Source organism: Acidobacteriaceae bacterium (genome assembly GCA_035944135.1).
Taxonomy (GTDB): Bacteria; Acidobacteriota; Terriglobia; order Terriglobales; family Acidobacteriaceae; genus Granulicella.
This window is the reverse complement of record DASZBM010000002.1, coordinates 364,004-382,372: the sequence shown is the minus strand read 5'-3', so window position 1 is coordinate 382,372 and position 18,369 is coordinate 364,004. Positions and strand designations below refer to the sequence as shown.

Below are 18,369 nucleotides of genomic sequence, written 5' to 3'. Positions count from 1 at the left end.
CGGCCGAATTATCGTAGAGAGTGGCTATAGAGCTATAAGCGTTCGTAATGGAGGGTGGGATGGCGACAAATCTCGACGAAGCCGTCAGGCAGGATATGACCGCGGAGGTCAGCGAGTGGATCGAGGCGTTTGACGAGGTCGTCGCAAAGGACTGGGAGCAAGGCGCCGCGCTGCTGTCTGCTCTGCGGACGAGGGCCCGTGAGGCCGGGGTGCCTGCACCCGGCGACGTCGTGACTCCTTTCCAGAACACGATTCCCAAGCACGACGAAGTTTCCTATCCCGGCGATCGTGCACTGGAGCGCCGAGTCGAGGCACTGATTCGCTGGAACGCGATGGCGATGGTGCACAAGCAGAACAAGTACGACGCGGGAATCGGCGGCCATATCTCGACGTATGCGTCGCAGGCCACGCTGCTCGAGGTGGGCTTCAACCATTTCTTCCACGCGTCCTATCCGAGCGACAAGGGTGAGCAGCCGGGCGACTTCGTTTACTTTCAGGGGCATGCCTCACCGGGCGTCTACTCTCGCGCCTTCCTTGAAGGCCGCTTGACCGCCGACCAGTTGAAGAACTTCCGCCATGAGCTGCGCGAGACACCAGGCCTGAGCTCGTATCCGCACCCCTGGCTGATGAAGGACTTCTGGCAGTTCCCGACGGTCTCGATGGGCATCGGGCCGCTGAACGCGATCTACCAAGCGCGCTTCATGAAGTATCTCGAGAACCGCGGGCTGATCCCGCACACCGAGCGCAAGATCTGGGCATTCGTCGGCGATGGCGAGACGGACGAGGTCGACACGCTGGGTGCGATCTCGCTGGGCACACGCGAGAAGCTCGATAACCTCATCTTCGTCGTCAACTGCAACCTGCAGCGGCTGGACGGCCCGGTGCGCGGCAATGGACGCATCATCGACGAGTTGGAGGCCGTCTTCCGCGGCGCCGGATGGAACGTCATCAAGGTCATCTGGGGTTCGGACTGGGATGAGCTCTTTGCGCGCGACCACCAGGGTCTCCTGCTGAAGCGCATGGAGGAGTGCGTCGACGGCGACCTGCAGCGCTTCAAGGCCAAGGACGGCGCCTACCTGCGCAAGGAGTTCTTCGGCAAGTATCCGGAGTTGCTCAAGATCGTCGAGGACAAAACCGACGACGAACTGATCCACCTGCACCGCGGCGGCCATGATCCGATCAAGATCTACAACGCCTACAAGCGCGCACTGGAGCACAAGGGCGGACCGACGGTCATCCTCGCGATGACGGTGAAGGGCTACGGCATTGCGGCAGCGCAGTCGCGTAATCCGACGCACTCGGAGAAGAAGCTGACCGATGAGGGCCTGGCGGCGTTTGCGAAGCGCTTTGACTGTGGCCTTCCGGCAGAGGCGGCAAAGAAAGCCGACTTCTACAGGCCCGAGAACTCCGATCCAGCGATGGCGTACATGCTCGCGCGCCGCGAGACGCTGGGTGGCTTTCTGCCCGCGCGCACGGTGCCGAAGCTGGACTTCAAAGCTCCGCCGATCGAGTTCTTCAAGACCTGGCTTGCAGGGTCCGGCGGCCGTGCGATCTCCACGACCATGGGCTTCGTGAACATGCTGAACGGACTGCTGAAGAACCCGGACATCGGCAAGCTGATCGTGCCGATCATTCCTGACGAGGGCCGCACGTTCGGCTTTGAGTCCGTGATGAAGCAGGTCGGCATCTACGCGCCGGAGGGCCAGAAGTACGTCCCGCACGACGCCGACATGTTGCTCGCATACAACGAGAAGAAGAACGGGCAGATTCTCGAGGAAGGCATCACCGAGGCGGGCTCGATGGCGAGCTTCACCGCGGCGGGAACGGCGTACACGAACTACCGCGTCCCGGCGGTGCCGTTCTACATGTACTACTCGATGTTCGGCTTCCAGCGCATCGGCGACATGGCCTGGGCGTTTGCCGACTCGCGCGGCAAAGGCTTCCTGATGGGCGGTACCGCAGGCCGCACGACAATGCTCGGCGAGGGCCTGCAGCACCAGGACGGCCACTCGCACATCCTGGCGTCGACGATTCCCACGTGCAAGACCTACGATCCCGCTTACGTGTACGAAATGGCCGTGATCATCCAGGACGGCCTGCACCGCATGTACGAGGCAGGCGAGAACATCTTCTACTACCTGACGATGTACAACGAGGACTACGCGCAGCCAGCGGCGCCGGAAAACCTCGACGCCGTGCGCGAAGGCATTCTGCGCGGGATCTACAAGTTCAAGGGTGCCTCTCCGGAGCAAGCCAAGGGCGAGGCAAAGCTGCAGCTCTTCGGTGCAGGTCCGATCCTGAACGAAGTCCTGCGCGCGCAGCAGATTCTCGCCGAGAAGTACAACATTGCCGCTGACGTGTGGTCCGTCACCAGCTACACCGAGCTTCGCCGCGACGCTATCGCAGTCGAGCGGTGGAACCGTCTGCACCCCGCCGAGAAGGAGCGCGTGCCATACGTTGTCACGGCGCTCGGCAGCGCGAAGGGACCGATCGTTGCTGCGAGTGACTACATGAAGTCGCTTCCGGACGCGCTCTCGCCATGGCTCGGCTCGCGGCTGGTCTCGCTTGGCACGGATGGCTTCGGCCGCTCCGACAATCGCGAGCATCTGCGCCGGCATTTCGAGGTCGACGCCGAATCCATCGTCGCGGCGGCGCTTTCGAAGCTCGCCCGCGAAGGAACCATCAAACCGAAGGTTGCCACGCAGGCGTTTGCGGAGCTTGGGTTGAATCCTGAGGCCGCGGACGCAGCCACAGCCTGATCTGCATTTCGAATTGGAAGCTCGACCCGATCACGAAACTCTCGAAGAAGAGGAATTGCCGTTTTGGCCGACAATCCCCTGCTGCCTCAGGACCGCCTCCGCAAACTTCACGCGCTCATGCAGCGCATCCGCACGTCCGACCGCCGGCGCTCGAACGCCGCGCGGGAGGCGCTGCTCGCCGCCACACTGATTCATCTTTCTGCGGGCGATCTCGTATCCGGCGATCCAGACGACCGCACGCTTCGCGAGCTTGCACCAAAATCGTCCGCCGGTGAAGACGCGCACGATGTGCCGCAGAGTCTTCGCATTCCGCTGTGCGCAGGAGCGGCGCGCGGTATGCAGACGGCGGGCACGGATCGGCTCGCAGTTGCGTTCGTTGCGGCTGGCGCGCCGGAGAACGGATGGGCGGACGCTCTGCGCTGGGCACATCGCGACCGGCTGCCGTTCCTCCTGATCGTCGCCGATGATGGCTCGAACCCTGTTAGCAGACGCGCGTCGAAATCCTCGCGCATGGCCGCTCCGCTCCTGTGGCCGGAACTGACGAAGTTGGGCAGCAGCCTGCACCTGCCGCACTTCCCTGTCGATGGCGAAGATGCAGTTGCGGTCTATCGCGTGATGCAGGAGACATCAGCTCGCGCGCGCTCCGGCGGTGGGCCTTCAGTGATATGGGCGATGCTCAGCGCGGAGCGTCTCGCGCCGCGTCAGCAGCCGATTAAGCGGCTCGAAGCGTATATGGTTGCCCGCAAAATCCGTTTGTAATCACAAAGCAATATGAATGTCTCGACATCCTCTACCTCGTTCTAAGCCTTTACACTGACAACATGTTTCTTTCGCGGTCCCCCCGCCCCTGGCCACCTGCGGCAGTGCTGTTCGCGCTGCTGATCGCTGCCACCTTCATCAGCGGAAAGACCGCATCGGCGCAAGCTCCAGGATCCGTGCCGCCGGCCACACCGGCGCCCGCAAGCAGCATTCCTTCCGTGGCCGCGCCTACAGCGGCAAACGACCAGACCGCCCCTGCACAGCAGCAGACGACACAACCGCAGAGCACTCAGCCGACACAGACTCAGACAGTCCCGGCGCAGCCACAGACCGCCCCGCCTGCTGCACCCACAACTCCGGCGACAACCGCGCCTGATCAACTGGAGCAGCCGATCCAGGTACAGAACCAGCAGAACCCGCCCACTCCGGCGCCGGTCGTGATACCGCCCGCGGTTCCCGTGGCCTCCGTCCCAAGCATGCCGGCCTATGGTCCCGTCCCCGGTGAGGCGCGCGGGGATGCGCTCGGTTCGACTTACATTCCGGTGGACAGCATCGTCTATCCGCTGACGCTCCGGTTGTATTCGATGGGTTATCTCGACACTGCATTTATCTCGATGCGGCCGTGGACCCGGCGCAGTCTGCTGCACATGCTTCAGGGGAGCGCCGACGACATCACCTCCGACGGCGATCCGGAGGCGACGGCCATCCTCGCCAAGCTGCAGGACTATCTGGCTGAAGAGACACCCGGAAACAACCTGACTCGCGGCGCGGTGTACGGTCTACAGTCTGTGTACACGCGGCTGATGGGAATCGGCGGGCCGGTGTTGCGTGACAGCTATCACCTCGGGCAATCGGTCTATAACGACTACGGCCGCCCATATTCAACAGGCTTCAACAATGTAACCGGCTTCTCCAGCGTGAATGAGTATGGCCGGTTCTCGCTCTATGTTCGCGGCGAGTTCCAGCACGCTCCCGCGTATGACGGTTACACCCTGGCTCTGGCCAACCAGGTCTCCTGCATTGACGAGATCTGTCCGTTCACTCCGCCCAACGATCCGCAGTCTACGATTCCGTACGGAAGCACCAACAACGCGGTGACCACCTTCCGGCTGCAGGAAGCAAATCTCGCGGCCCACTGGTGGGGCCATGAGATCTCGTTCGGGAAGTCTGACTCATGGCTTGGACCCGGAATGGGTGGCGGCATGGCACTGAGCAACAATGCCGAGAACATGTACTCGTTCCGCATCAATCGCGTAGACCCGATGTACATTCCCCTGCTGAGCAGGGTACTCGGTCCGCTGCGTTATGACTTCATGGTCGGCTCTTTGAAGGGCCATTCCGCACCGAACGATCCGTGGATGCACTCCGAAGTATTCTCCTTCAAACCCACGAAGAACTTCGACTTCAGCTTCCAGCGCAGTGTCATCTGGGGCGGCAAGGGACACGGCTGTTTCGCACCTGACGGGACAATATACCCGTGCACAGAGCCCATCACGATTCATACGTTCCTGAAGAGCTTCTTCTCCTTCAGCGATACGACCGCAGGCGAAAAGTACTCGCGCGATGATCCAGGAGCGCGCTACAGCGCGTTCACCTTCTCCTACAGGCTGCCGTTCATGCGTAAATACGTGACCCTGTACACAGACTCAATCTGCCATGACGACGTGACGCCGATCAGTGCACCGCGCCGCGCTGCCTATCGCCCGGGCATCTATCTCTCGCACTTCCCGCACATGGAAAAACTCGATCTGCGCGTTGAAGCGGCGAGCACCGACACCTCAACATTGCGCAGCCTGGGCGGTCAGTTCAACTACTACGAGATCGTTCAGCGCCAGGGCTACACCAACAAGGGTTTCATCATGGGCGACGAGATTGGACGCGAGGCGAAGGGCGGCAACGCCTGGCTCACCTATCACCTCTCCGGTGACGAGTGGGTGCAGCTCGAATACATGAACAAGAAGGGCCCGAAGGACTTCATTCCCGATGGGACGACGCAGAACCAGTTCACGGTCGATGTCGTGAAAAACCTGCGCCGCGATATTCAGCTCAACGCCTGGATGCAGTACGAGCGCTGGAAGGCTCCCGTTTACAAGACCGGCCAGCAGAACGACGTTGTTGTCGCAGCGGAGATCAAGTTCTACCCCAAGCTGCACACCGAACTGCAGACCAAAGCGAAATAGCTGTCCGGCCCTGACGCGCTTTAGCGGCCCGAGGCGAGGCGGAAGTACTCCTCGTCCTGCTGGGCCGCTGCTGCGCGAGCCTGCGGCTGCGCCTTCTCAGCTTCAACCGCAGTGCGGAAGTAATCGAGTGAGCGAGTCAGTCCCTCGCGCAGCTGGACCTTTGGTTCCCACCCGAGCAGCGTTTTGGCGCGCGTGATGTCCGGCTGGCGCTGCTTTGGATCATCCTTCGGGAGCGGCCGGAAGACGATCTCGCACTGCGAGCCGATCAGCGACTGAATCTCTCGCGCGCACTCGAGGATCGTCCACTCGTTAGGATTTCCGATGTTCACCGGGTCGTGCTCGTCTGACTTTGACAGCCGCAGTATGCCGTCAACGAGGTCCGAGACATAGCAGAAGCTGCGCGTCTGCGATCCATCGCCGTAAACGGTCAGCGGATCGCCACGTAGTGCCTGCATCATCAGGTTCGAAATCACACGTCCGTCGTTCGCCTGCAGCCGCGGGCCATACGTGTTGAAGATCCGCACCAGGTGCGTGTTCACGTCGTAATAGCGCCGATAGGCCGAAACAGCCGCCTCCGAGAAACGCTTCGATTCGTCATACACCGAACGCGGCCCGATCGGGTTCACATTGCCCCAGTAGCTCTCCACCTGCGGATGCACCTCTGGATCGCCGTAGCACTCCGACGTTGACGCATGAAGATAGCCCGCGCCGTATCGCTTCGCAATCTCAAGAGTGTTCAGCGTGCCCGCCGAGCCCACGCGCAGCGTCTCGATTCCGAGCCGCATGTAATCCACCGGGCTCGCGGGCGAAGCAAAGTTGAAGACGTAGTCCACCTGGCCGACGTCGAACGGGTCGCAGATATCGATCTGCTCGAATCGGAAACGCGGTTCACCCTGAAGGTGCCGCAGATTGGCGAGACTTCCAGTCGCGAGATTGTCGACGCCGATAACCTCATTTCCTTCAGCCAGCAGCCCATCACAAAGGTGCGATCCCAGAAAACCCGCCGCGCCCGTCACCAGAACTTTCTTTGAAGCCATTCCTGCTCCCTTGCGCAGCGTGCATCTTTCCGCAACCGCTCGCGTCCTATTTCGCGTGCATCCGCCTTCATCCGCTCGCGTCTATTTGCTTCCGATTGCATCGGAAACCGTTTCGCGCACTGGAGTCGCGGTCGGCCTTCCGACGCTCATGTAGGTGAACCCCTGTTCCTGCATCAACGCCGGATCGAAGAGGTTGCGGCCGTCCACCACGATCGGATATCGCAGCGCCGCATGGATCTTACGCAGGTCAAGCTCGGCGAACTCCTTCCAGTCCGTGAGGATCAGAAGAGCATCGGCGTCCCTGGCTGCCTCGTACGCGTCGGCTGCGTAGCTCATGTACTGCGAAGCAGGCAGTTCCAAACGCGCGCGATCTGTTGCCGCGGGGTCGTATGCCACAATGCAGCATCCCTCGCCCAACAGCATCTCAACCAGATCGATTGCCGGCGATTCGCGGATATCGTCTGTTTCCCCTTTGAAGGACAGCCCGAGCACCGCCAGCCGCTTTCCGCGCAGTGTCCACAGCGCGGAGCGCACCTTGCTCAGAAACCGCCGTTTCTGTTGAACGTTGATCTTTTCGACCTCGCTGAGCAGGCTGAAGTCCACGCCCATCTGCTGCGCGACTGAACGGAACGCTGCGACGTCTTTCGGAAAGCACGAACCGCCGTAACCGATGCCCGGCCGCAGAAAGCGCGGTCCGATGCGCGAATCCAGGCCGATGCCGCGCGCCACCTGCTCCACGTTGGCGTCTGCAGCCTCGCACAAATTCGAAACTGCATTGATGAACGAGATCTTTAACGCCAGGAACGCATTCGACGCGTGCTTGATGATCTCTGCACTCTTCGTCGAAGTCATCAGCAACGGCGGCGGCGACTGCATTGAGCATCCGCCCTCGATCGCTCCGTCCTTCTCGTAGTACGCGCCGGTCACCAGCGGAGAGTAAACCTGCTTCAGAAGCGCAGCTGCGCGCTGGCTGTCCGCCCCGACCACGATGCGGTCCGGGTGCAGAAAGTCTTCTACTGCGGTGCCCTCGCGCAGGAACTCCGGATTGGAGACCACATCGAACGCGTCGCGATTGACGCCGTTACGCTCGATCACCCGGCGGATCCACTCGTTCGTGTAAACCGGCACCGTGCTCTTCTCCACGATGACCTTGTATCCGCTGATGTGCCGCGCAATCTCACTTGCGACTGCCTCCACATAGGAGAGGTCGGCGTCGCCGTTCTCGGCCTGGGGTGTGCCCACTGCGATGAAAATCGCATCGCACTCGCGGGTCGCTTCGGCGAGATCAGTCGTAAACCGTACGCGCGTGTTTCTGTACCGCCCCAGCAACTCGGGAAGGTGCTTTTCGTGAATAAGGCTGTCGCCCGCCTGGAGCGCCGCCACCTTGCGCTCGTCGTTGTCGACGCAGATCACCCGGTGACCGATCTCCGCAAAACAGATCGCGGCGACGAGCCCCACGTATCCCGAGCCGACAACTGCTATCTGGCAACCATGCTCCATCAATGCTCCTTGACTTCCGCTCATCGAAAATTTCCGGTTTGCCTTTGATTGTAGAGCCTTGCCGGGCTCACCGGCTGCCATGCCCGGTGTCCGCTGGTTTTCAAGTAGACTAAGGAGCGATGATCTCCGAAAGGGCCGAAGTGTCTCCACTGCCAGCAGATGCGAACTCGCCTGCTGGGGCCGCGCAGAATCCAGCTGATACGACCTTGTCGGAGGCGCTCCTCACAGTCAGGAAGCGCAAATACCTCATCGCAGCCATCACGGCGCTGGGGCTCGCCTGGGGCTTTTATAAGGGCACCACGCAGCCGCGGATGTATCAAGCAGCGGGCACCATTGAGATTCGCACCGGCTCATCCCAGCAATTTCGCGTCGGCGGCGGCCCGGGCTACGGATCCGCAAGTTCCTCGCTGTCGACACAAGTCGCCATCATCAAAAGCGACACCGTTCTCCTGACCGTTGCGCGCGATCTGGATCTGCCCAACAACGCCGCCTTCACCGGCTACACTGGTCCGAACCTTCACCTCAGCCTGGACGACCTTAATGTCCGCCAAGGCACGTTGAATGGGCTGAACGGCGATATCGGCGTGGAGGTCGTCCCAAAGACTGATCTCGTCGTGATCAGTTGCCGGACTCTTGATCCCAAGCTCTCAGCCGATATCGTCAACCGGCTTATTCGCGAATTCATCCAGCGCGATCTGCAGTCCAGCTTCGAAGCAACCCAGCGCGTCTCGGACTTCCTCTCCCTGCAGCTCCGCGACTTGAAGCAGCAGGTCGAGACCCAGCAGGAGCAACTCATCGATCTCCAGAAGCGAATCGGTGTCCTGGGCTTCGATCCGCAGCACAACCAGATTCAATCCACCCTCGACGACCTGACGCGCGCCGTGAGCACGGCGCAGATTGCCCGAATTCAGCAGCAGGCCCGCTACAAGACGCTCTCCGGGATGAACCCCGACGCGCTAGACGGGACGATCGGCGCAGGGGTGGCAGGTGCATTGTCCAGCAACCTCGCCGGTCTGCGATCCACCAAGCAACAGTTGATGGTTCGCTACGCTGAGCTGAATGCAGCTCTGGGGCCGAAACATCCCCAGGTCTTGGCGCTACAGGACCAGATCTCGCAAATTGACAAACAGACCGCCGACGAGGAGAAGCGGCTCGTGGATCAGGCTCACGAGGCGTACGTTGCCGCAAACGTCAACGAGCAGCAGACACGCGCCGCCCTGGAAACGGAAAAAGAAGAGGCTTACAAGCTCCGCGACGACCTCGTCGAGTACACGCTCCGGCAGCGCGACTTCGAGTCGAACCGCACTCTCTACGAAGGCCTGTCGCAGCGGTTGCGCACCGCAGGTATCGAAGCCGGCCTGGAGTCCACCGAGATAGACATCATCGACAACGCCGTGCCGCCGACCGGACCCACGCTGCAATCGAGGTCCAGCATGATGATTGTCGACGGCATCCTGATGCTTACGCTTGGCATCGTCATCGCCTTCGTCCTCGAGAGCCTGGACACCGGAATCCGCACCGTAGCGCAGATCGAATCGATCTCCGGGCTGCCCTCACTCGCTCTCATTCCCCGCATCCGCCGAAGTGCGGCCGAACTTGCCGGCCAGACATCTGTGCAACGAAATCTCGGCGTGGTCGGGGCACCCATGTCCCAGTTCTCAGAGGCCTTCCGCGCTCTACGAACTTCGTTGCTGCTTTCCGTTGCCGGCCGCGAGCCGCAGGTCATTCTCCTGACCAGTGCCACGCCCAGCGAGGGCAAGACGACTGTCGCCATGAATCTCGCCTGCGTCCTTGCCCAGCGCGACGTGCGCGTCCTCTTGATCGATGCCGATCTGCGCCGCCCTACCGTTCACCACCGCTTCAGCATCAATGGAAAGGTCGGCCTCACTTCCGTCCTTACAGGAAGCGTGTCTTTGCACGAGGCCGTCCAGCAGGTTCCCGAGGTTGCAAAGCTCGATATCCTGGTCAGTGGTCCGGTACCTCCCTTCCCCACCGAGATGCTTGCATCGGATGCCATGAACCGTCTGCTGGCCGAGTGCCGCGGCATCTACACGCACATCGTCCTCGATTCGCCTCCGCTGCTTTCCATCACGGACAGCGTGGTCCTGGCACACGATGCCGACGCCGTGGTCCTGGTCGTTCGGCAAGGCAAAGCCAACAAGCACGCCGTCCGCCGCGCGCGCGATCTCCTGTTGCGCGCCGGAACAAAAATCACAGGTACCGTGCTCAACGCCGTCGATCTCAGCTCGCCCGAGTACTACGCCTACTATGGTTACTCGGGATACTCCGGCTACGCTTCGGGCGGTGTCGACAGCAAAGGCTGGGAGTCGCGCGGCAGTAAGAAATCACGCAACGGAGGCCCCAAGTGAGTGCGCGCATCTCACCACCGTCTCGCGGAGGCTCGCGCCTGAACGGCATCCCCTTGCTCTCGGCGCTCGCACTCCTTTGCAGTCCCGTAGCCTTCGCCCAGTTCAGCGGTCCGGGCCCGGCCGTCGAGGCGCCTACAACCGCGACAGTCACTACCGACCAGACTTTGCTGTTTCCCGCCATCCGGGAGCCACTGCTCTCCCCCGGCGATCTCATCTCGATTCACGTCTTTGAGCAAAGCGACTACAGCCCCGACGTAAGGCTGTCCGCCCAGGGCACTGTTGTTCTGCCGCTCATCGGGACGGTTCAGTTGAGCGGCCTCACCCTCACGCAGGCCGAGCAACTGGTCGAAGAGCGCCTGAAGGACGCAGGCATTTACCGCAATCCCCAGGTAACGATTCAGCTTACTCAAGGGCCCAACCAGGAGGCGACCGTCGCCGGCGAAGTGCATGCGGTCGTTCCCATCGTTGGTTCGCGGCGCCTGCTTGACGTGCTTTCGGTCGCCGGCGGCCTGCCAGCCACGGCAAGTCATGTCATCACCATCAGCCGCCCGGGCGTGGCACAACCCCTCGTTGTCGACCTCGGCACAGATCCGCTCCGCAGCAGTCTCGCCAATATCCCCATCTTTCCTGGCGACACAATCATCGTCAGCCGCATAGGCGTGGTCTACATGGTTGGAGACTTCAAAGCTCCGGGAACAATACCGCTCACGCAATACTCGCCGCTCACCCTGATGCAGGCGACCGCACTCACCGGAGGCCTGGCCTACCAGGGTAAGTACAATGACGTGCGCCTGATCCGCACCGTCGGCGACCACCGGACCGTGGTGAAGGTCGACATCCAGCGAATTCTCCATGGCAAAGACCCCGACCCGATCCTGCAACCCAACGACATCGTCTTCCTGCCCGACGACTTCCTGAAGTCGTTTATTGCCAACGGCAACCTGGGCACGCTATTCGGCGTCGTGTCGCTGCTCATCACAGTCAAGAACTTGTGAGGAGCCTGGCACCATGGCCATCCCAGGAAGCTCTTCACGCCGCGCGCCGGTGCGGCTAGCCTACGTTGTCTCGCACCCGATCCAGTATCAGGCGCCTCTGCTTCGCCGCATCGCCCGCGAACCCGGCATCGACCTCACAGTCTTCTTCGGCGCAGACTTCTCCCTCCGCGGCTACAAGGACGAAGGGTTCGGTGTGCAGGTCGCCTGGGACGTTCCGCTGCTCGATGGCTACCGCAGCGAGTTCCTTCCACGCCTGCGCGACACCGGCACCGTCTCGCCGCTGAGCCCCATCAGCCGCGGCATTCTCCGCCGCCTCCGCAACTCGGACGGCTCGCCCGCCTTTGACGCCCTCTGGGTGCACGGCTATGCCAGCGCCAACGCGCTGCACGCCATTCTCGCCGCCAACGCCCTTGGAATTCCCGTTCTCCTGCGTGCAGAATCCTGGCTGGCCGACCGTGCGCGCAGCCTCGCGACGCTAGCCGCCAAGCACCTTTTCTTCCGGCTGCTGCGCCCTGCTATTGCAGCCACGCTTCCCATCGGCTCGCGCAACCGCGACTACTGGGCCCACTACTTCGGCGACGACATGCCCCAGTTCCCGATGCCTTACGCCGTCGACAACGCCTGGTTCGCCCAGCTTGCCGCCACTGCCAACACCGAACAGCTCCGCCGGGACCTGCAGCTCGCTCCGGGGCGGCCGATCATTTTGTTCGCCTCCAAGCTCCAGCCGCGCAAGCACGCTGACCACCTGATCGAGGCCTACTCCCGCCTCTGCTCCGCGTCCGACTCCCCACTCCCCTACCTCCTCATCGTCGGCGACGGAGAGGAGCGCGCCAGCCTCGAAACCCGGGCACACGAACTCGCCCTCGAAGGCGTCCGCTTCCTCGGATTCCGCAATCAATCCGAGCTCCCCGGGTTCTTCGCCCTGGCCGACGTCTTCGTTCTCCCCTCACGCCACGAACCCTGGGGGCTCATCGTGAACGAGGCTATGGCTGCGGGTTGCGCCGTCATCGTCTCCGATGAAGTCGGTGCGCACGCCGACCTCATCACCGATGGCGTCGAGGGCTTCGTCTTTCCCGTCGGCGACATCACCGCCCTCGCAACGGCCCTCAGCCGCGTTCTCTCCAGCCCGGAACAATCCCAGCGCATGGGCGACGCCGCAAAGGCTCGAATCGCCTCTTGGGACTTCGAGGCCGACGTCTGCGGGCTTCGCCAGGCATTGGCCGCCGTGACCGGAAAGCTGCACGCCTGAAACCCGGAACGTTCACTATCCCGCCACCCTCGTCCGCAGCCGCGCTTGATATCCTTACCCTCAAGAGCCCACTCCTCGAGCGAATGAGAATCCTCCACATCGTCGGAACCGTCAGCCCCGCGGCAGGCGGCCCGACCGAGGTCATCCGCATGCTCGCGCGCTATGCTCCGCCCGGATACACCAGCGAGCTTGCCACCCTCGACGACCCCGCAGCCCCTTTCCTCCGCGACCTCCCATTTCCGGTCCACGCACTTGGCAGCCCGCAAAAGCGCTGGTTCCGCCCGGAGCTCCTCCGCTGGCTGAGGAAAAACCGTGCCCGTTTCGATGGAGTCATTGTGCATGGCCTGTGGGAATTCACTGGGCTTGCAGCCCTTCTTAGCGTCGCCAAGCGTCCAGGTTATGTTGTATTTACCCATGGAATGCTCGACCCTTACTTCAAGCACGCGTTCCCCGCGAAGCACGCTAAGAAGTGGCTTTACTGGCTTCCGGCCGAGTATTGGGTCCTCCGCGGCGCTCGCCGGGTCCTTTTCACGACGGCCGCTGAACGCGACCTTGCCGCCCAAAGCTTCTGGCTGCACCGCTGGAAGCCGATGGTCGTGCCGCTCGGCGCAGAGGCACCGCCAACAGACACCGCCGCACTGCTCGCCGCGTTCAACGCTGCCTGTCCGGAGATCGCCGGCCGCCGCTTTCTTCTCTTCCTTGGCCGCATCAACGAGAAAAAAGGGTGCGACCTCCTCGTCAGTGCATTCGCCAAACTCGCCTCCGCCCACCCTGATCTTCACCTCGTAATGGCCGGCCCCGATCCCAGCCACTGGCGCGAGCGCCTCGAGACCCTGGCCGCAGACTGCAACTGCGCAGACCGCATCCACTGGCCCGGCCTGCTCCTCGGCGATGCCAAGTGGGGTGCGTTCGCCGCGTCTGAGGCCTTCATCCTGCCTTCGCATCAAGAGAACTTCGGCGTAGCGGTCGTCGAAGCCCTCGCCTCCGGCCGCCCCGTGCTTCTGACGCATCCAGTCAACATCGCGCAGGACCTCGAAGCCGACGGCTGCGCTCTGGTCGAGCACGACACACCAGAAGGGATCACCCACCTCCTCACGCGCTGGCTCGCCCTCACACCTGAACAGAAGGCGCAGATGTCCGTGCGCGCTTGCGAGAGCTTTGTGCGCCGCTACGACATGCGCCGCAATGCCGAAACCATCCTGCGCGTCTTTGAGAACCCGCAGGGCGCCGTCAATGCACACGCGGCTGTTCGGGAGGCCCGCTGATGCCGCGCCAGCCCGACTACCGCGCCGACGATCACATCACCACCGGCGCCGATCCCTATACCCGCCCGGCGTTTTCCTTCAGCAACCGCGTGGCTCGCCTGCTCTGGAACATCACGTGGCTCCTGCTCTATCGCCCTTCGCCGCGTCCCCTCCACGCCTGGCGCGCCATGCTGCTCCGTCTTTTCGGCGCGGAGCTCGGCCCTGACTGCCACTTCTATCCGGCCTCGCGCGTCTGGGCACCATGGAATCTCCGCTGCGCCGATCACGTCGCTGCCGGCGATGGCGTCGAGATCTACAATCCGTCACCAATGCACTTCGGCTCGCACGTCATCCTCTCGCAGGACTGTTACCTCTGCGGCGCGACGCACGATTACAACGACCCCGCCTTCCCTCTGCTCGCTTACACCATGACGATCGAGCCCTACGCTTGGATCTGCGCGCGCGCCTCGGTTGCGCCAGGCATTCGCGTCGGTGAAGGTGCCGTGCTTGGCCTCGGCTCCGTCGCCACTCGCGACCTCGAGCCCTGGACCGTCTACTCCGGCCATCCCGCGCAACCCATCCGCCAGCGTCAGCGCACGGAAGCCGCCACTCCATCCGTGGAGACCGCTGCACTGTGAGCAGCCCCGTGATCTCCACATCGCCGAACGTCTCCGTCCTCATCCTCACGCTCAACGAGGAACTGGACCTGCCCGGCTGCCTCGACTCCGTCGCCTGGTCCGACGACATTCACATCTTCGACTCCAATTCCACGGATCGCACCGCCGAGATCGCGCGCTCCCGTGGCGCGACCGTCACCAGGCGCGCCTTTGACACCTACGCGGCCCAGCGCAACGCTGCGATGCAGCTCCCCTTCCGCCATCCATGGGTTCTCGTCCTCGACGCCGACGAGCGCGCTACCCCCGAGCTCTCGATCGAAATCCCACGCGCCGCAGCCGCAGCGCCGGCAAACATCGGCGCCTTCCGAATCCGGCGTCGTGACTTCCTCTGGGGCACGTGGCTCAAGCACGCGCAGCTCACGCCTTACTATGTGCGCCTGCTCCGCGTCGGCCGCGTCCACTACACGCGCGACATCAACGAATTTGTCGAAGTGGATGGAGATACCGGCCAGCTCTCAGCGCCACTCGACCATATGGCGTTCTCCAAGGGTCTCGCCCACTGGGTTGCGAAGCACAACCAGTACTCCACCGCAGAAGCTGAACTTCTTGCCAGCGGAGATGCAGTCCGTGACGCCTCGCTAAAAGACGCCCTCTTCGCGCGCAACTTCCACGATCGCCGCGCTGCGCAGAAGGCCATCTTCTACCGCATGCCCGCGCGTCCGCTGCTCAAATGGATATACATGATGTTTGTACGCGGCGCGGTGCTCGATGGCGCAGCCGGCGTTATGTACGCCACGCTCCAGAGCTTCTACGAGTACCTGATCGAAGTGAAATTCCGCGAGATTCTGCGCCGCCGCAAAGGGCTTTCAATCTGATCGCGCAAGTCTCTCGTTAAAAGAGAAGGACGAGAGCGAGATACCAGGTGTCATTGCCGATGGGCGCTCAGGGAGCGTCGGGGCCACCCGCACGTATCTCGCTCTCGCCTCTCTACCCGCGCAATTTGGCGAGCAGATCTGTCGGGTGAACGGGCTTGGCCAGGATCTCGAACTCATGTCCCTGAGCCCTTGCCCGCTCCAGCAGGTCGGCGGTTGCCGCCTGCCCGGAGAACAATAGTACCTTGCAATTTGGAAGTTTGGCGCGCGTTTGAATCGCCGCCTCGATGCCGGTCATTCCCGTCATAATGACGTCGCTGATCAGCATGTCGGGCTTGAAGGTGTCCAGCGCCTCAATCGCCTTCTCGCCGCTATAGACTGCACGCGCTTCAAAGCCTGCCTGGTTCAGAATGATAGCGAGCGTGTTTGCAATCACCTGCTCGTCGTCGGCGACGAGAACGCGGGGCTTCGAGCTGTTCGTGTTGGTTTCTGCCATGTGGGTCCCTGAAAAAGATTTCCTTCCGTGGGTGCCTGTCGGTAGCCGCTCAAGTAGCCGCAGCACAACCCTCTCTCGTCATCATACGGGAGGCCGGGCCCCGGAACGCAGCTTATCCTAGTCCAGTCTGATGCGATATTCCACAGCAACGCTGCTCCGCTTGTGGGGTTCAACGTCCAGCGGCACTAAGAGTTAGTCGATGCTACCCTCAAACCGTGGTTGATCTGCACCACCATCTTCTTCCCGCCCTCGACGACGGCGCCCCCGACCTCGCCACCTCCCTCAAGATGGCGCGCATGGCCGCCGACGACGGCATCACCCACGTCGTCTGCACGCCCCACGCCAGCAGCCGCTACCATTTCGACCCGCAACGCATCCAGGCACTGCTCGGCCAACTCCGCCAGGCCATCGCCGACGCCGGCATCCGGCTCATCCTCGGCACCGGCTGCGACTTCCATCTCAGCTACGACAATGTGCGCGAGGCTATTGAAAACCCGCATCGTTACACCATCAATAGCGGCGAATATCTCCTCATCGAGCTGCCCGATTACGGCCTTCCGCCCACCCTCGAAGAGACCTTCTACAGTCTCCGCCTGGGAGGCATGACCCCGATCCTGACCCACCCCGAGCGCAATCCCACCCTCCAGCAGGACACCTCACGCCTCGCCACCTGGGTTCGCGACGGCATGCTCACCCAGGTCACCGCAGCCTCCGTGACCGGCCTTATGGGACGCAAGGCGCAGAAACTTGCCGAACGCCTGCTCGCCGACCGCTGGGTACATTTCATCGCCACCGACGCTCACAACATTAGCTCCCGTCCGCCCCAGATGCGCCCCGCCTTTGACCACATCGCCTCCCGGCACGGCGACGCCTACGCCCAGAGGCTTTGCACCGAAAATCCACAGGCCGTCTTCGACAACCGCCGGCTTCCGCCGCAGGAACCGCCATTACGCATCGAAGGCCACGACGAATACGAGGACATCGAGCTCGACGATGAAAAGCCGCGCGGCCTGCTCCGTCGGATCCTCCGGCGGTAGCAGGCCACACGCGGCTCAAGGCTGCTGGATGGAAGCGGCCGCCGTCTCCGGGATGTTCGCGGCTTTACGCGCTTTTCGCCGGGGCTCAAAGATGACAAACGCACCCTGATTGGCGATATACAGCTGACTGAAACTTCCAGTCGGCAGCAGACCGTCGATCACGATATGCTTCAGCCCCGCATCCCCGATCCAGGCCTCCGCGCTGAACACTTCTGACCCCACAGACAGTCGGGTATGGAACGTGACAGCGGAGGAGAGCCTGCCGTTTTCGTCGGTCATCCACTTGCTGCCCCTCAGCACAGTCGGCTGATCCGAGAAGGATGGCTGAAGAACGACCATGTCCGCCCCGCTGTCCAGAAGAAGGTGAAGCGGCTCCGCATGCCCGTTCGTCTGCACGGGAACTGAAATCAGCCGCGGCTCCAGATCGCCGGCGCGGGTGCGCACAGGTTCGATGGCGATGCGGTCACCGGTGAGTTCCGACAGAATGGACGAGTCGTCGTCAAACTCGATGCGGTGCTTGCGGTTGTCGATCAGGTAATTGGAGCGGAGGAGCACGTCCTGCCCAAGGACCCCGCGCAAGTCTGGATCGATGGCCTTGAACTCTAAGAGGGGTTGAACGAGCACAGGCAGACGACCGGAGTTGATGGGACCGAACGAAAGGCTCTCGACGAGAACTCGGCGAGCGTCGGTGGTAGCTTCCCAACTGGCAACCTGGACGCTCTGCGCGGCCGGCAGATGAAGCGCCGCAGAAAGCTTCGCGTCGACAATGGACGAGGTTGCGCCCGTGTCGAAGAGGAATGGAAAAGGTCCCTCGCCGTTCACGCGTACCTTGACGACGATCATCGAGCGATGCGGGGACTCGAACGGAACGATGTTGTTGTTCGTCCTTTCCGCAACGCTGACGAGCCGAAGAAAGAGAACGCTGAGTAGCATTGCGATTCTGAAGGTGAGAGAAGCTGTGGCCGAGGACCGAGAGTTTTCTGTGTGCGGAGTGTGCAACATCTAGCTGCTCCTGTCAGCCGGAGGGACGTCTTCTGCTGTCCGGCATGACCCACGTTAGGTTTGCGAAGGCAACCGCGAAAGCATCGGCACGGACGATGTGCGGACAAAAAAGGACATCGTGACAATATGCAGCTGAGCCGTGACGAAACGGTGCTCTTCGTAAGGCGATTAGCCCTCGCCGGCCGTCGTCCCTTTTGGCCGCGCGGCTTTGGCCGCGACTTCACGGATAGATCAGCGGGGTTGTGTACTTGTC

Annotated in this window: 14 protein-coding genes; 10 read left to right on the top strand and 4 right to left on the bottom strand. The window is 62.3% G+C overall.

What is annotated here, in order from left to right:
* Positions 1-59: 59 nt before the first annotated feature.
* The 3 genes from aceE (at position 60) to VGU25_04230 (ending at position 5,698) form a co-directional block, all read left to right on the top strand.
* Complete coding sequence (gene aceE, locus VGU25_04240; protein ID HEV2576402.1) at positions 60-2,759, top strand: pyruvate dehydrogenase (acetyl-transferring), homodimeric type; 2,700 nt, start codon at positions 60-62, stop codon at positions 2,757-2,759.
* Positions 2,760-2,822: 63 nt separating this feature from the next.
* The gene (locus VGU25_04235) at positions 2,823-3,518 is read left to right on the top strand and encodes a thiamine pyrophosphate-dependent enzyme (protein HEV2576401.1); all 696 of its coding nucleotides are present in this window, start codon (positions 2,823-2,825) and stop codon (positions 3,516-3,518) included.
* A 62-nt stretch (positions 3,519-3,580) separates the two neighbouring features.
* On the top strand, positions 3,581-5,698 hold the full coding sequence (locus VGU25_04230; GenBank protein HEV2576400.1) for a capsule assembly Wzi family protein: 2,118 nt from the start codon (positions 3,581-3,583) through the stop codon (positions 5,696-5,698).
* Positions 5,699-5,718: 20 nt separating this feature from the next.
* Here the strand turns inward: VGU25_04230 and VGU25_04225 are convergent, their stop codons facing one another.
* Together VGU25_04225 and VGU25_04220 are read right to left on the bottom strand one after the other, a co-directional pair.
* Positions 5,719-6,735 carry a UDP-glucuronic acid decarboxylase family protein gene (locus VGU25_04225; GenBank protein ID HEV2576399.1) on the bottom strand — a complete coding sequence of 339 codons (1,017 nt, stop codon included), beginning with the start codon at positions 6,733-6,735 and terminating at the stop codon, positions 5,719-5,721.
* A gap of 81 nt (positions 6,736-6,816) precedes the next feature.
* Positions 6,817-8,235, bottom strand: a complete 1,419-nt coding sequence (locus VGU25_04220; protein HEV2576398.1) for a UDP-glucose/GDP-mannose dehydrogenase family protein — start codon at positions 8,233-8,235, stop codon at positions 6,817-6,819.
* Positions 8,236-8,354: 119 nt separating this feature from the next.
* Between VGU25_04220 and VGU25_04215 the strand changes: the two genes are divergently transcribed.
* The 6 genes from VGU25_04215 to VGU25_04190 all read left to right on the top strand — a co-directional run bounded on the left by VGU25_04215 (position 8,355) and on the right by VGU25_04190 (position 15,584).
* Positions 8,355-10,604: a polysaccharide biosynthesis tyrosine autokinase gene (locus tag VGU25_04215; protein ID HEV2576397.1), complete on the top strand. Its 2,250-nt coding sequence runs from the start codon at positions 8,355-8,357 to the stop codon at positions 10,602-10,604.
* Positions 10,601-11,599, top strand: a complete 999-nt coding sequence (locus VGU25_04210; protein ID HEV2576396.1) for a polysaccharide biosynthesis/export family protein — start codon at positions 10,601-10,603, stop codon at positions 11,597-11,599. The genes VGU25_04215 and VGU25_04210 overlap by 4 nt, the downstream gene beginning before the upstream one ends.
* Before the next feature lie 13 nt (positions 11,600-11,612).
* Positions 11,613-12,848: a glycosyltransferase family 4 protein gene (locus VGU25_04205; protein HEV2576395.1), complete on the top strand. Its 1,236-nt coding sequence runs from the start codon at positions 11,613-11,615 to the stop codon at positions 12,846-12,848.
* Positions 12,849-12,931: 83 nt separating this feature from the next.
* A complete protein-coding gene (locus VGU25_04200) occupies positions 12,932-14,113 on the top strand; it encodes a glycosyltransferase (GenBank protein HEV2576394.1) in 1,182 nt (393 codons plus the stop codon).
* On the top strand, positions 14,113-14,730 hold the full coding sequence (locus tag VGU25_04195; protein HEV2576393.1) for a putative colanic acid biosynthesis acetyltransferase: 618 nt from the start codon (positions 14,113-14,115) through the stop codon (positions 14,728-14,730). The genes VGU25_04200 and VGU25_04195 overlap by 1 nt, the downstream gene beginning before the upstream one ends.
* Complete coding sequence (locus VGU25_04190; GenBank protein HEV2576392.1) at positions 14,727-15,584, top strand: glycosyltransferase family 2 protein; 858 nt, start codon at positions 14,727-14,729, stop codon at positions 15,582-15,584. Before VGU25_04195 ends, VGU25_04190 begins: the two co-directional genes overlap by 4 nt.
* A gap of 112 nt (positions 15,585-15,696) precedes the next feature.
* On the opposite strand, the gene VGU25_04185 is transcribed toward VGU25_04190, so the two are convergent.
* A complete protein-coding gene (locus VGU25_04185; GenBank protein HEV2576391.1) occupies positions 15,697-16,077 on the bottom strand; it encodes a response regulator in 381 nt (126 codons plus the stop codon).
* A gap of 215 nt (positions 16,078-16,292) precedes the next feature.
* Here VGU25_04185 and VGU25_04180 point away from each other — a divergent pair, with 215 nt between their 5' ends.
* Positions 16,293-17,114, top strand: coding sequence for a CpsB/CapC family capsule biosynthesis tyrosine phosphatase (locus VGU25_04180; GenBank protein HEV2576390.1), 822 nt, complete (start codon positions 16,293-16,295; stop codon positions 17,112-17,114).
* A 15-nt stretch (positions 17,115-17,129) separates the two neighbouring features.
* On the opposite strand, the gene VGU25_04175 is transcribed toward VGU25_04180, so the two are convergent.
* On the bottom strand, positions 17,130-18,047 hold the full coding sequence (locus VGU25_04175; GenBank protein ID HEV2576389.1) for an aspartyl protease family protein: 918 nt from the start codon (positions 18,045-18,047) through the stop codon (positions 17,130-17,132).
* Positions 18,048-18,369 lie beyond the last annotated feature (322 nt).